At 42.1% G+C, this 13427-nt stretch carries 14 protein-coding genes and 1 tRNA gene; 6 read left to right on the top strand and 9 right to left on the bottom strand.

All coding sequences use genetic code 11. The annotated features are described in order from the left end of the window. Positions 1 to 8 precede the first annotated feature (8 nt). The 5 genes from PHR02_RS01365 to PHR02_RS01345 all read left to right on the top strand — a co-directional run bounded on the left by PHR02_RS01365 (position 9) and on the right by PHR02_RS01345 (position 6797). A complete protein-coding gene (locus PHR02_RS01365; protein WP_299987832.1) occupies positions 9 to 2165 on the top strand; it encodes a RelA/SpoT family protein in 2157 nt (718 codons plus the stop codon). Between the two features lie 3 nt (positions 2166 to 2168). Next, positions 2169 to 3371, top strand: coding sequence for a tyrosine--tRNA ligase (tyrS, locus tag PHR02_RS01360; RefSeq protein WP_299987829.1), 1203 nt, complete (start codon positions 2169 to 2171; stop codon positions 3369 to 3371). Then, a complete protein-coding gene (locus tag PHR02_RS01355) occupies positions 3368 to 4459 on the top strand; it encodes a nitronate monooxygenase (RefSeq protein WP_299987825.1) in 1092 nt (363 codons plus the stop codon). Before tyrS ends, PHR02_RS01355 begins: the two co-directional genes overlap by 4 nt. Positions 4460 to 4467: 8 nt before the next feature. Next, on the top strand, positions 4468 to 6045 hold the full coding sequence (locus PHR02_RS01350) for an N-acetylmuramoyl-L-alanine amidase (RefSeq protein WP_299987823.1): 1578 nt from the start codon (positions 4468 to 4470) through the stop codon (positions 6043 to 6045). A gap of 86 nt (positions 6046 to 6131) precedes the next feature. After that, entirely contained in the window at positions 6132 to 6797 is a 666-nt protein-coding gene (locus tag PHR02_RS01345) for a hypothetical protein (protein ID WP_299987820.1), read from the top strand. 5 nt (positions 6798 to 6802) lie between these two features. On the opposite strand, the gene PHR02_RS01340 is transcribed toward PHR02_RS01345, so the two are convergent. The 7 genes from PHR02_RS01340 to pyrF all read right to left on the bottom strand — a co-directional run bounded on the left by PHR02_RS01340 (position 6803) and on the right by pyrF (position 9608). After that, positions 6803 to 7333, bottom strand: a complete 531-nt coding sequence (locus tag PHR02_RS01340) for a hypothetical protein (protein WP_299987817.1) — start codon at positions 7331 to 7333, stop codon at positions 6803 to 6805. A 15-nt stretch (positions 7334 to 7348) separates the two neighbouring features. Beyond that, positions 7349 to 7762 carry a hypothetical protein gene (locus PHR02_RS01335; RefSeq protein WP_299987815.1) on the bottom strand — a complete coding sequence of 138 codons (414 nt, stop codon included), beginning with the start codon at positions 7760 to 7762 and terminating at the stop codon, positions 7349 to 7351. Positions 7763 to 7908: 146 nt separating this feature from the next. Beyond that, positions 7909 to 8256 carry a type II toxin-antitoxin system RelE/ParE family toxin gene (locus tag PHR02_RS01330; protein ID WP_299987812.1) on the bottom strand — a complete coding sequence of 116 codons (348 nt, stop codon included), beginning with the start codon at positions 8254 to 8256 and terminating at the stop codon, positions 7909 to 7911. After that, positions 8253 to 8468, bottom strand: coding sequence for a hypothetical protein (locus PHR02_RS01325; protein ID WP_299987809.1), 216 nt, complete (start codon positions 8466 to 8468; stop codon positions 8253 to 8255). Before PHR02_RS01325 ends, PHR02_RS01330 begins: the two co-directional genes overlap by 4 nt. A gap of 100 nt (positions 8469 to 8568) precedes the next feature. Continuing rightward, a tRNA-Ser gene (locus PHR02_RS01320) sits at positions 8569 to 8658 on the bottom strand. Positions 8659 to 8728: 70 nt separating this feature from the next. Beyond that, the gene (locus tag PHR02_RS01315) at positions 8729 to 8875 is read right to left on the bottom strand and encodes a hypothetical protein (protein ID WP_299987807.1); all 147 of its coding nucleotides are present in this window, start codon (positions 8873 to 8875) and stop codon (positions 8729 to 8731) included. A gap of 49 nt (positions 8876 to 8924) precedes the next feature. Then, positions 8925 to 9608, bottom strand: coding sequence for an orotidine-5'-phosphate decarboxylase (pyrF, locus tag PHR02_RS01310; protein ID WP_299987804.1), 684 nt, complete (start codon positions 9606 to 9608; stop codon positions 8925 to 8927). 123 nt (positions 9609 to 9731) lie between these two features. On the opposite strand from pyrF, the gene PHR02_RS01305 reads away from it, so the two are divergent. Beyond that, positions 9732 to 10298 (top strand): YceI family protein, encoded by a 567-nt coding sequence (locus PHR02_RS01305; RefSeq protein ID WP_299987802.1) that lies wholly within the window; start codon positions 9732 to 9734, stop codon positions 10296 to 10298. Between the two features lie 7 nt (positions 10299 to 10305). Here the strand turns inward: PHR02_RS01305 and PHR02_RS01300 are convergent, their stop codons facing one another. Together PHR02_RS01300 and PHR02_RS01295 are read right to left on the bottom strand one after the other, a co-directional pair. Next, positions 10306 to 10707, bottom strand: a complete 402-nt coding sequence (locus PHR02_RS01300) for a hypothetical protein (protein WP_299987800.1) — start codon at positions 10705 to 10707, stop codon at positions 10306 to 10308. Beyond that, positions 10708 to 13326 (bottom strand): valine--tRNA ligase, encoded by a 2619-nt coding sequence (locus PHR02_RS01295; RefSeq protein ID WP_299987797.1) that lies wholly within the window; start codon positions 13324 to 13326, stop codon positions 10708 to 10710. Positions 13327 to 13427 lie beyond the last annotated feature (101 nt).

Here is a 13427-nt window from a genome sequence, read left to right as displayed (position 1 = left end):
CTGCATCATTGAATACAATCGACATAGAAAACGTAATCGGAATCAATGATGTAGAGAGTGCAATCGCACATCTCTATAAACATATCCTCCCCTCAAGTGCTATTCAAAATGCGCTAAATTTTTCTCAAGAAGCTCATAAAAATCAATTTCGTAAAAGTGGCGAACCTTATATTGTTCATCCGGTATTGGTTGCTTCGATTGTTGCAACTATCACTGGTGATGAAGCGATGGTGATCGCAGCCCTTCTTCATGACGTTATTGAAGATACCAATATTACTATTGATGAAGTTTCTCGTGATTATGGTGATGATGTAGCTCATTTGGTTGAGGGATTGACGAAAATCGATACCATCCGTGATGCGCAACTTCTCCCTTCAAATTCTGATGAAAAATTAGTCGTTTCGGCACTCTCATTTCGTAAGATGCTAGTGGCTTCAATCGAAGATGTTCGAGTTTTAGTAGTCAAGTTATGTGATCGGCTACATAATATGTTAACATTAGGAGCTCTTTCCCCTGCCAAACAGCATCGTATCGCCGAAGAAACTCTCGTTGTTTATGCCCCTATTTCTCAGCGTCTAGGGATCTCTTATTTGAAAAATCTTTTGGAAGATTTAAGTTTTCACTATCTATTTCAAGAAGAAAAATTGGCAATAGATAGTTATTTGGAAGAAAATTATCGCTCGATCAATACACGGTTAAATGATTTTTGCGAAAAACTGACCAAAATGATGTTGGAAAATGGTTTCAATGAAGAAGACTTTGAGATTCTTAGCCGTGTTAAACATCATTACTCCATTTATCTAAAAATGCAACGCAAAGGGATCAGTATCGATGAGATTCTTGATCTCTTAGCCGTACGGATTTTGGTTAAAAAACCGATTGATTGTTATCGTGTTTTCGGAATGGTTCATCTTAGTTTTCAACCACTTTCTTCCCGTTTCAAAGATTATATCGCCATTCCTAAAGAGAATGGATATCAAACACTTCACACGACTGTTTTTCATGAAAGTGCTATTTATGAAGTTCAAATTCGTACCTATGAAATGCATGCTACTGCTGAACTTGGGGTCGCGGCCCATTGGAAATATAAAAGTGGGGGAAACAATCCTATCAGTTTAGATTGGCTCCATAATCTCCAATATCAAAATGAGTCGGTAGAAGCATTTTATGAGTTAATTAAAAATGATCTTTACAGTGAAGATATCAGTGTTTTTTCTCCAAAAGGGAAACCGTTTACTCTCCCTCATGGTGCGGTAGCACTTGATTTTGCGTATGCAGTACATACCGAGATAGGCGACAGTGCAGAGGGGTGCTTAATTAATAAAGAAAAAGCTTCTTTGTTGAGTGAATTGCATAACGGAGACATGATTAAAATTGTAACGGGAAGTAAAAAAATCAATCGCTGTAGTTGGATCGATGCCGTTAAAACCTCTCGAGCTAAAGCAAGTATGCGGACGAACTGTAATCAGAGAATCAAAGCGATTGACACTGAGACTGGAATTAATATTTTGAGTACTATCTTTAGTATGGATCCGGTTCGTATCGATGAGTTATTTACCCAAACACATCTTGAAGAACAACGTCATCGCATTCCAAGTGAACTGGATTTACTGAAAGAGACTATTAATCGGTTTACTCAGGAACTAGGTGAAAATAATCGATTCAGCTTTCTCTCTCGAAATCGTTTCCGATTAAAACCGTATGTTTTTGCATCGTTGGAAGTTTATGCCAATAGCAGTGTAAATGATGCAGTATTTGATTATTGCTGTCATCCTAAAACAGGTGATGAAATTGTTGCCTTTTTACAGCAAGGGAAAGCGCATGTTCACCATAAAATGTGTAAAAATGCTGCAGGAATAATCGATCGTAGAGAGGCGATGGTTTTTGTACGATGGAAAGCACAACACTATTTTCGCTATCACCTGATTGTTAGTATGCAAAGTGCTAAAGGGGTACTTGCTGATTTACTCACCTACATGGCGAAAATGGGAGCCGATATTAACTCGATTGAACTGGGAAAAGAGAAATCAGAGCATACTCAGTATTGTGAAATGGAGTTTCAAACCCTGGAAGCCGATATCAATCGCCTTCGCTCCAAATTAGAGAAAAAAGGGAAAATCATACAATTTTTTCGGACCGATGACGCGTACCGAAGCCAAGGATAAATCATGATACAAACAGCCTTACGAGAAATTAGACGCGGCACTGCTGAGATTATTGACGAAGCACGCCTTGAGACACTGTTAAAAAACTTTTTTGAAAAAGGGGAAACCTATACGGTTAAAGCGGGATTCGATCCTACCGCCCCGGATTTGCATTTAGGGCATACCGTGTTGCTTCAAAAGCTTGCCGCGTTTCAAAAATTCGGAGGACGCATCCAGTTTTTGATCGGCGATTTCACCGCACAAATCGGTGACCCTACGGGGAAAAGTGAAACGCGTAAAAAACTACTTCCAGCACAAATTCAGGAGAATGCCCATAGCTATAAGAGCCAAGTGTTCAAAATCCTTGATCCTGAAAAAACGACCGTTGTTTTCAACGCCGATTGGATTAATCCTCTCGGTGCGGCGGGGATGTTGGAACTCACTACGACCTATAATGTAGCCCGTATGTTGGAGCGAGATGATTTCGATAAACGTCATAAAGCAGGAATCTCGATCTCTATCAGTGAATTCTTATACCCGTTGCTACAAGGATATGACAGCGTTCATCTCAAAAGTGACATTGAGATCGGCGGAACGGATCAAAAATTCAACCTCTTGATGGGGCGTCATCTGCAACGTGTTTATGAGATTGGAAAAGAGCAATCGGTCCTTATGATGCCGATTCTCGAAGGGCTTGACGGCGTTCAAAAAATGTCTAAATCATTAGGGAACTATATCGCCGTTGCCGATGAGCCGAACGAGATGTTCGGAAAGATTCTCAGTATCAGTGATACATTAATGTGGCGTTATTATGAGCTTTTGAGTACACAAACGCTTGATGCAATCGAAGCACTTAAAGCAGGAGTGGAAAACGGCTCACTTCATCCGAAAAAAGTGAAAGAATCCCTTGCATTAGAGATCACGACACGGTTTCACTCCGAGGAAGCGGCATTAGCTGCACAAGAGGAGTTTGAGCGTGTCCATGCTCAGAGTGAAATTCCGAGTGAAATGGATGAGTTTACTCTTGAAGGTCCGATTTGGATTGCTAAAGCATTGGTTGATTGTGCTTTAAGTCCTTCTACTTCACAAGCCCGTAGGGAGATTAAGCAAGGCTCTGTTAAAATCGATCAAAACAAACTAAGCGATGAGCAATACCAACTTGAAGCGGGTGAATATATCCTTCAAGTCGGAAAACGAAAATTTGCGCGATTAAAGGTAACCCAATGAGCTTAAATCCAATTCAAATCGGCAAGCACACCATTAAAATTCCGATCGTACAAGGTGGAATGGGTGTCGGTATCAGCTGGGATAAACTCGCCGGAGCGGTCTCTTCTGAAGGGGGACTTGGTGTCATTAGTTCGGTCGGAACGGGATATTATGAGAATAAAGTTCATGCGGATAAGCTCATTGCCAATCGTCCTTTAGATGCTGAAAATTTTTACTCTAAAAAAGGGTTAGACGCGATCGTCAAAAATGCGCGTAAAATTTGTGGAGATGCCCCGTTAGCGTGTAACATTCTTTACGCGATCAACGACTACGGACGTGTGGTCACGGATGCGTGTGAAGCAGGGGTTGATATCATTATTACAGGTGCGGGATTACCGACCAATATGCCTGAATTTACGGCAGACTATCCAGATGTCGCTTTGGTACCGATCGTATCATCACCTAAAGCGCTCTCTATCATCTGCAAGCGTTGGCAAAAACGGTACAACCGTCTTCCTGATGCCGTTATTCTTGAAGGGCCTCTTAGTGGAGGACATCAAGGATTCACGTATGAGCAATGTGCGATGGAAGAATTCCAGCTTGAAAACCTTGTTGCTCCAGTTGTCGAAGAAGCTGCTTTGTGGGGTGGAATGCCGGTAATTGCAGCAGGGGGAATTTGGGATAAAAACGATATCGATAAAATGATGGCATTAGGCGCATCGGGGGTTCAGATGGGTACTCGTTTCATCGGCACCCATGAATGTGATGCCCATGAAAATTTCAAAGAGGTGCTTCTCTCAGCTAAAAAAGAGGATATCACGTTGATGAAATCCCCTGTTGGGTATCCTGCTCGCGGTGTACGAACAAACCTACGAGATCTCATCGATACTCGAACTGGTCCATCGATCAAATGTATCTCGAACTGTGTCGCCCCGTGTAATCGTGGGGTAGAGGCTAAAGAGGTAGGATTTTGTATAGCAGACCGTCTGAGTGATGCGTATCTTGGTGATAAAGAACTTGGTTTATTCTTTTCAGGGAGTAATGGCTACCGAATCGATAAGATTATTTCCGTCAAAGAATTGATGGAAAAACTGACTCACGGGGAGTAAGTGAGAGCGTGCTAATTCGTATTGTATTTTTAACCTTTTTATGTGTTGCTTTAGCAATGGGCGCAACTGAAAACAGTCGTTTAGAAGCTGCAAAAAAAGCGCTAGAGAGCAATGATGAAGTTGAACAATTTCGTGGATATAACGAGTGCAAAACGATTTATTTACGAGCCACTTTGGATAAGAACAAAGTTTTAGCAACTGAAGCGCTAGAGGGGATTGTTGTCGGTGGTGAAAAACTTGGGATTGACGTCAGTAAATACCAGTCAGATTTAGCGAAGATTAAACCCCTCATTAAAAAAAATGAACCGATTGCTAAATCTCCCCTTTTAGTAGAAGCACCTGTAGCCGCTTCAGTCGTTCCTTCAGTCATTTATGATAAAACATTCAAACCGGCACTTGCAGCGAGTAGATTTCTAACCCCTGAACCCGAAAAAATGATTAAATCAGAAAATATGATTCATACGGATGAAATCTCTATGACAATGCGTCATCGCCTTCTTGATAGCAGATGGAGAGATAAAGGGCTTGAACTTGTATTCGATACGCCGATTCAGCTTTCTGAAATTCGAATGTCAAAAATTATTGAGGCCGATAAACAAAGATTTCGGTATATTATTGATATCGATGCTTCATTACTTTCAAAAACACAAACCTTGGAACATCAAAGTATTAATCGAATCAAGATGGCCCAATTTGATTCAAAAACCCTTCGTTTAGTGATTGAACATAACCAACCAATGTCGATTAAGCCAATGCCTAAAGGTTCAGTTCTTTACATTGATCTTTCTTTAGAAGCACCTAAAAATACTCCCCCTCTGGCATCCACTCCACCTGTGCCAACAGAAATAAAAGAACCGCTTATCGCGGCACTTCCTCCACTTGTAAGTGTTACACCGCGTGATCGCAGTAAAAAGATCATTGTTATTGATCCAGGCCATGGTGGAAAAGATAGCGGGGCTGTCGGTAATGGATTTATGGAAAAAGAGATTGTTCTGAATATATCCTCACAACTCAGTGAAAAGCTTCGTGAGCAAGGATATACCGTTTACATGACTCGAAGTAACGATACGTTTATTGAACTTAAAGACCGTACTAAGTTTGCGAATAACAAAGAAGCAGATCTCTTCATTTCGGTACATGCCAATTCTATTCCTAAAACTTCAGATCCCAATGGTGCACAAGGGTTGGAGACATATTTTCTTTCACCAACACGAAGTGAGCGTTCTATGAGGGTTGCGGCTTTAGAAAACTCTGAAGAGATGGAAGAGATGGGTCAATACGGGAAACTTAGTTTCCTGAGCTTTTTGAATAAAGAAAAAATCATCGCTTCCAACAAACTTGCTATCGATTTGCAAAAAGGGATACTAGGCAGTTTACGCAAACAATTTCCCTCTGTGCATGATAATGGTGTACGCGAAGCTCCATTTTGGGTTCTTGTCGGTGCTCAAATGCCAGCCGTACTTTTAGAAGTAGGTTATATCAGTCATCCTGAAGAATCGCATCGTATTGCCGATGATAAATATCAACGCTTTTTGACAGATGGTTTGGTTGAAGGTGTCGGACGCTATTTTACTAATAATATTTAAAATCGATTTTTTTTCTCTTCTTTGTATTCACCATTAATACACAAATAGTCGTTACAATGCTCCTTATAAACTCAAAGGAGTCATACATGAAAACTACAGCATACGCTTTCGTATTGGCCGGAACTCTTCTTTTCGGATCAAATTTTGATATAGGCGTTTCAGGTTCAGATGGAAAAATCGACGGTTTTTCTCTCTCAATCGGGGATTATTACCATGTGCCGCAGCGAGAAGTTGTCGTCGTTGAGCGACGTATCCCACGCGAAGAGGTAGGGGTAGCCTATTATCTAGCTCGTCATGCACATCGAGATGTTGGATATATTACCGATTTGCGTCTACGTGGCCAAAGTTGGTGGGATATCACCGTCCGTCTTGGGCTTGATCCTAGAACCATTTACGTGGTAGATACAGGTCGATCATACGGCCCTCCATACGGTAAATCATACGGTTATAATAAAAAGCACCGTTTGCATGACCGTGAGATTGTTGATCTGGTTAATGTACGTTTTCTCTCCGATTATCATCGTATCAGCCCTGATCAGGTGATTGAGCGTCGTCGTGGAGGTGATCATTACGATCGTATCGATCGACATTACCGTGATAACCGGAAAGAGATACGTGAAGATCGCAGAGAGATTCGTGAGGATCGACGTGAACTTAAAGAGGACCGCAGAGAATTGAGAGATGATCGTAAAGATTCACGTGACGATCGTGGCAATGGAAACAAAGGACACGGCAACCAACACGATCGTTAAGGGTTTTAAATATCTTCGATTAAACGTAAAGATACGGGATTTTCCCGTACAAATCTTTGTGCCTCTTCGGTAATGGGTCGATTGGTTGCGTATAGTCGCATCAACAATCGGCTCTCTAGCATCGGATTATTATCGATGTAGACACTGCATTCTGAGATAAACAGCTGAAGATCGATTTTTTTAACCTCTTTGATAACATTATCACTGCGTATGAGCAACAACTCCTTCTCTTTTACCCCGATGAGATCAATTCCTTCTGCTTTAGGTGATTGTGTAATCGAATACCCTTGTGCACTAAAATAATCAGAGACTTTTTGGACGAAATCAGTGTTGGAAGTTGGCTGTAGTGTAGGTGATTGTTCAGCAATATCGACGGTAACAGGAGCTTCCATCTTTAAAAGTGACTGAGTCTCTTTTAAAAATTGTTCTCTATGTAGCAACTCTTTATCCGCTAATTCTCGTTTTTTACGAGAAATAATCATCATCGCCCAATATCCTATAACAGCTAAGATAATGAGTGTAAGTATATTTGCCATAATCTCTCTTTTATATTATTTTCGGTCTAAAATATCTTCGGTCTCGATACGGACAAATGGATTTTTACGTGTCTCTAAGAGTATTTGTTCCAATCGATTTAAGACACTTTGAGCAGATTTCGTGGCGTTAAAAGTATCCAATGCGATACAGCTAGTGGTAGCATTAAAATGGTTATCCAGTTTATGGATAATGTTTTGGGCTGCTTTGTACGCATTATCGTGTGAGGTAAAAGCAAAAATAACAAAGTAATGATGATCGTCAACTTGTATAAGGTGATCAGAGATTCGGACATATTGAGAGAACTCGACAACGCTCAAAGGATTTTCATGATAGAGAAGTGCGAATGTCGAGTCGACTTGAAATCGTTCATGATGGTAATAGGTTTTTTTGATGAGGACATTGATTCGGTTCGTGATTGTATAGCCCATGATATTCCAAAAATGATTTTTGTTAGTATAGCTTACTTTTAGCATCTTATAAAACTGTTATTTTAAAAGGGAAATATATGTGATATTAATGTGATGAGTTTTTGATTTTAAGGTCTATAGAATGATTTTGAGAAAATGGGGATAGACTATTTTAATTCTCCTACCAACCCCTGAATTATTTCATCTAACTCTTTTTCCGTAATATTTTCAAAATCACTCTTATCATAAATGTAAATGAGGTAGATATTCGATTCGATCACCTTCAATAGCGTTATAAGACGATATCCCGCACTTTTCCCTTTGTTCTTATCACTGTTGGCAATTCGAACTTTATAGATCCCATCGCCTAGAGAAATACCTAGATCATCGACTGATTCTAAAGAGTGTAAAAATTTGGTGACATCGCTATCGATGAGGCGAAAGCGTTTTTTGAGTTGTTTTTTGGAGTGTTGATAGGCAGATGATTCGAAGACTGAAAACGCCGTAATATTCATGATTTGAGATTTACTGTGATTCCAGTGGGGGTTACGCGTCCATGTTTCACATCATCGAGACTTTCTAAAATTGCTCTTTTGTGTTTTTCAAGTTCATTAGCACGTTTTTCTTCGAGTGTTTCTATTTTGAGTGCATTTTTAGGGAAGAGTTCAAGAAGGGCATACAGTTTTTCTGCATAGCGATCATTTACACGTATGGTCAATGTTTGCATTGTTGTTCCTTCATCTAAGTGTGTTTATTATAACAACAATTTGTGTAAATTAAAAGTGATTATTGAGAAATTAAAATGGGTATTGTGTTAAAAATAAGGGTGGCGGACGAGGAGAGATTCGAACTCTCGGTACCGTTGCCAGTACGTCTCCTTAGCAGGGAGGTGGATTCAGCCGCTTTCCTACTCGTCCAGTGTTATAAAGAGGGCGTAATTATAAGCAGGTGTAGATAACAAGCACCTTAAATGGGTGCTTGTTTAGATCAAATTACCGGAGAGTTTTTTGGATTAGAGATGATTTGATCCAAAAGGGATTGTAATTGCATCGCAAGTGCTTCATTTGACGCTTTTGCTTCCGCGATTTTTTCTTTGAGTTTTACGATGAGCTCAATTTTATCCATAAATTTCATGCAGACTCCTTGGCATTATTTGTAAAAATAAAGCAAGGAATATTCCAATTTATAATAGAGCGAGAATCTTTTCTACCACTTCGGCAGGATTAGCGGCTTTGTAGATGGGGCGTCCGACAACGATGAAGTCCACTTTTTCACCTTGCGCAGTCTCGATCGTCGCAACCCGCTCTTGATCTCCCGCATCTTCACCAAAAGGGCGAATGCCGGGGGTGAGGGTGACAAATGACTCTGAGGTGAGTGATTTGATCGAGGCGCTCTCATAGGCACTGCATACGACACCGTCCAAGCCTGACTCATGCGCATCTTGGGCAAAATGGTCTGCTTTTTCGGCGATTCCGGAACTATAGACATGGCTAAACTCACCCTCTTCGAACGAGGTGAGGGCGGTTACAGCGAGGACGAGGGGGCGGTTTTCGTATGGCTCTAGTCGTTTCATCACTTCAGACATCGCTTTTCGCCCTGCTGAGGCGTGAACGTTGAACATATCAACCCCTAGGCCCATGATCGATTCGGCGGCATCTGCCATCGTGTTGGGGATGTCGTAGAGTTTGAGATCTAAAAATATTTTAAAATCGGGGTTGATACCCTTGATCGCATCGATAAAAGGTTTTCCGTCTCGGATATAAGAGCGAAGTCCTACTTTTAGCCAGATGGGATACTCTTTGATTTTTTCTATGAGAGCTAAATTTTCTTCTTGAGTAGGAAGATCGAGAGCGACACATAATTGCATAAGAAACCTTTGGAAATTGATACCAAAAGTATAGCTTAAAAAGTAGTATCATTATCGTTACGTTAATAATTCATTGAGAAAAACAATCTACAATGTGCAGAGATTAACCCAAAAGGATAGACGATGAAAAAGACTCTTTTAGCAACGGTATTAGCAAGTTTATTGCTCGGTTCAACGGCATTGTCAGCGGCGGTTTATAAAGTTGATCCATCACATTCGACGGTTGGGTTCAAAGTTAAACATATGATGATTAGTACTGTAACTGGAAAATTTGGGAACTTTAGCGGATCTTATGATCTTGATAAAGGTCAGTTCAAATCGTTAAAGGGAGAGATTAAATCGGCTTCAATTGATACTGGAATCGTTAAACGAGATGACCACTTACGAAGTGCCGATTTTTTTGATGCAACTAAATTTGGAGATATTACCTTTGCGATGACAAGTGCTAGCAAGGATAAGATGAGTGGAAATCTTACGATACGGGGTATTACCAAAAAAGTAACACTTGATATCGATATGGGGGGAACGGTTACTGATCCATGGGGAAATGAGCGATCAGGATTTGTCCTTAATGGACAAATTAATCGTAAAGACTTTGGTCTTAATTGGAATAAAGCGATTGAAGCAGGTGGGGTTGTTGTTGGCGATGAGGTTAAACTAGTGATTGAGATCGAAGGGATTGAAGAATAAGTTTTATCTATAAATTTTTAAGGAAAACGTCCCTTTTGGGACGGAATTCTTCCAAATCAGTGATGGAGAGTCCTCTTTGTTTTCCCCATACTAAAATGCTTTTGCATTTGTGCAGTTTGGCATAATCACACAGATAATCAACCATTTCACCGCTGAGATTCTCACATCCGCTATAGGTGACGAAATCATCCACGATCAAATGTCGTCCCAACTCCAAATTTTCCCGTATACTCACCCCTGCATAGACCTGTAATTCGCCTCGCTGATAGGCACCGATGGGGCGATAATCTTTAGGATATTGAGAGGTGATGAACGCATCGAACGCTTCGGAGGTGAGTTCCGTGCGCAGTGTCGTGAGGAGGGCAAACCCCTCAACCAGCTCGGACGCAGAGAGTTCGCGAAATTGCACTTAGTTTCCTAGTGCGCTGAGTTGAGCCGTGATTTTAGAAATTTTATCTTCGGCATCGGCAAGTCCATTGCGGTTTTCAGTAATAACGGCCTCAGGGGCGTTAGCGACAAAACGCTCGTTTGAGAGCATCCCACGTAGTTTATCTACCTCTTTTTGGAGTTTTTCGCGTTGTTTGGTGAGTCGGTCGATGATCGGGCTGAGATCAATCGCATCGGTCGGGAGATAGACCTCGACAGCATCACCGATGTCACTGATTGCATTATCGATTTTAGACTCGGTAAAGTGGAGTGTTTCAACTCGCCCCAAACGGATGATAAACGGTTCCATCATAGAATGATTTCCGCCGCATTTGAGGTAGGCGAGATCGATTTTTTGGTTGCCGAGATCGACGAGAGTTTTGGCACGGCGGATCGTGACGATGGCATCCATGATGATCGCGAACTCTGCTTCGATGGTCTCATCTATCTCGATATTTTCAGGGTACGCCATAATCATGATGGAGTTCCCCTCTTCGAGGGTTGTCCCTGATAGCTCATGGTAGAGGTACTCGGTGATGAACGGCATAAACGGATGGAGAAGTTTCATCGACTCTTTGAAGATACTTCCCAGCTCATCTACGCTCTTTTTGGACGCTTTGCCCAGCTCAATACCCCAGTCGCAGAACTCGTTCCACAAGAAGCGATAGAGTACCGTCGCCGCATCGTTAAAGCGGTATTCATCCAAGAACGCTCTTGTCTCTGCCGTTGCGCGATGGAAACGAGAGAGCATATAGCGACCTAACGGAGTCGTGATCTCTTGATCGTTTAAATCTTTAAATGTCGGAACATTCATTTGCAAGAATTTAGAGGCGTTGAAAAGTTTGTTGGTAAAGTTACGGCTTTGTTCTAGACGGTCGTTGCTCAGACGAATATCACGTCCCTGTGCCGCAAGGACGGCTAAGGTAAAGCGAAGTGCATCAGCACTGTATTTTTCGACCATATCGAGAGGATCGATGACATTACCTTTGGACTTAGACATTTTTTGACCGTTTTCATCACGTACCAAGGCATGGAGATAGATATGTCTAAACGGTAATTCACCCGTAAAGCTCTCTCCCATCATCATCATTCGCGCAACCCAGAAGAAAAGAATATCAAATCCGGTGATAAGAAGGGTGTTAGGATAAAAGCGAGCCATATCTTCGCTTTGGAAGAGTTGATCTTGCGCGGTATCGCCGTTGCCCCATCCTAGCGTCGAGAACGGCCAAAGTGCAGAGCTGAACCATGTATCGAGGACATCAGGGTCTTGGGTGAAGTTTTTACTTGCACAATGAGGACACGAAGACGGAACTTCTTCCAAACTTGCCCACTCATGATTACAATCATCGCAGTAAAACACAGGGATACGGTGTCCCCACCAAAGCTGGCGAGAGATACACCAGTCGCGAAGGTCTCCCATCCATGCGTTATAGCTATTGATCCAGTGAGGTGGGAAAAACTGAGTTAGCCCCTCATTGGTCTTATCGATGGAACCGCGTGCTACCTCTTTTCGGACAAACCACTGCTTAGAGATGTACGGCTCAACGATATTTTTACAACGGTAACAATGCCCTACTTGGTGGGTATGTTCTTCGATTTTCTCAATAAATCCTGCTTCTTCGAGACGTTTGACAATGACCGCGCGTGCTTCGAGACGCTCTAGCCCTTCAAATTCACCTGCGTGGTGATTCAACATCCCTTTTTCATCGAATACGGTGATGAATTCGAGATCGTGACGTTTGCCCACTTCGTAGTCGTTCGTATCATGAGCTGGGGTGACTTTAACGACACCTGTCCCGAATTCGCGATCAACATGGCTATCGGCGATGATTTTGATATCACGGTTGATGAGGGGTAGGGTGACGCTTTTGCCGATGAGGTGGAGGTAACGCTCATCATCAGGGTGTACCATAATCGCGGTATCGCCGAAATAGGTCTCGGGACGGGTTGTTGCAACAGTGATGTGGCCGCTGCCGTCGGTGAAAGGGTAGCACATGTGGTAAAAATGGCCCTGATGCTCTTCGTGTTCCACTTCGATATCGCTGAGTGCACCGTCATGAGTACACCAGTTAACCATGTAGTTGCCGCGCACGATGAGGTTTTGGTTGTAGAGGTGGACAAACGCCTCTTTTACGGAGGATTTCAGCCCCTCATCCATCGTAAAGCGTTCACGACTCCACGCGGGTGAGACTCCGAGTTTGCGCAGCTGACCGACCATGATCCCGCCGCTCTCCTCTTTCCACTCCCAAACACGCTCTAAAAAGGCTTCACGCCCGAGCTCTTCTTTTGTTTTGCCTTCGGCGAGGAGCTGTTTCTCGACGACGTTTTGGGTTGCGATACCGGCATGATCGGTCCCCGGTTGCCAAAGGGTCATGTACCCGTCCATCCGTTTGTAGCGAACGATGATGTCTTGGAGGGTAAAGGTAAGAGCGTGACCGATATGAAGTCGTCCTGTAACGTTTGGCGGAGGCATCATGATGGCAAAATGTTTATTTGGTTTTACGATGGATTGGTTTCCGTCGATTTCGAAATAACCCCGATTTTCCCAGATGGGATAGTAGTTCTCTTCAATATTCTTGGGATCGTAGTGGGTAGCTGACATAACAAGGCCTTGGTAACAGAAAATATCGCGAATTATACCAAAAATCTGAGGAACGGTAATTGCTTAAATTTATTGATATTATTGGTTTGCCACAAATACAT

The organism is Sulfuricurvum sp. (assembly GCF_028688295.1).
In the GTDB taxonomy this organism is placed as follows: domain Bacteria; phylum Campylobacterota; class Campylobacteria; order Campylobacterales; family Sulfurimonadaceae; genus Sulfuricurvum.
This window is presented reverse-complemented; position numbering and strand designations above follow the sequence as displayed.

Bases quoted from the DNA above. Each gene is read 5' to 3' on its own strand.
- pyrF (WP_299987804.1), bottom strand. From the start codon at position 9,608: ATGCAATTATGTGTCGCTCTCGATCTTCCTACTCAAGAAGAAAATTTA.
- tyrS (WP_299987829.1), top strand. From the start codon at position 2,169: ATGATACAAACAGCCTTACGAGAAATTAGACGCGGCACTGCTGAGATT.
- PHR02_RS01295 (WP_299987797.1), bottom strand. From the start codon at position 13,326: ATGTCAGCTACCCACTACGATCCCAAGAATATTGAAGAGAACTACTAT.
- PHR02_RS01330 (WP_299987812.1), bottom strand. From the start codon at position 8,256: ATGAATATTACGGCGTTTTCAGTCTTCGAATCATCTGCCTATCAACAC.
- PHR02_RS01315 (WP_299987807.1), bottom strand. From the start codon at position 8,875: ATGAAATTTATGGATAAAATTGAGCTCATCGTAAAACTCAAAGAAAAA.
- PHR02_RS01340 (WP_299987817.1), bottom strand. From the start codon at position 7,333: ATGGCAAATATACTTACACTCATTATCTTAGCTGTTATAGGATATTGG.
- PHR02_RS01335 (WP_299987815.1), bottom strand. From the start codon at position 7,762: ATGGGCTATACAATCACGAACCGAATCAATGTCCTCATCAAAAAAACC.
- PHR02_RS01305 (WP_299987802.1), top strand. From the start codon at position 9,732: ATGAAAAAGACTCTTTTAGCAACGGTATTAGCAAGTTTATTGCTCGGT.
- PHR02_RS01345 (WP_299987820.1), top strand. From the start codon at position 6,132: ATGAAAACTACAGCATACGCTTTCGTATTGGCCGGAACTCTTCTTTTC.
- PHR02_RS01325 (WP_299987809.1), bottom strand. From the start codon at position 8,468: ATGCAAACATTGACCATACGTGTAAATGATCGCTATGCAGAAAAACTG.
- PHR02_RS01355 (WP_299987825.1), top strand. From the start codon at position 3,368: ATGAGCTTAAATCCAATTCAAATCGGCAAGCACACCATTAAAATTCCG.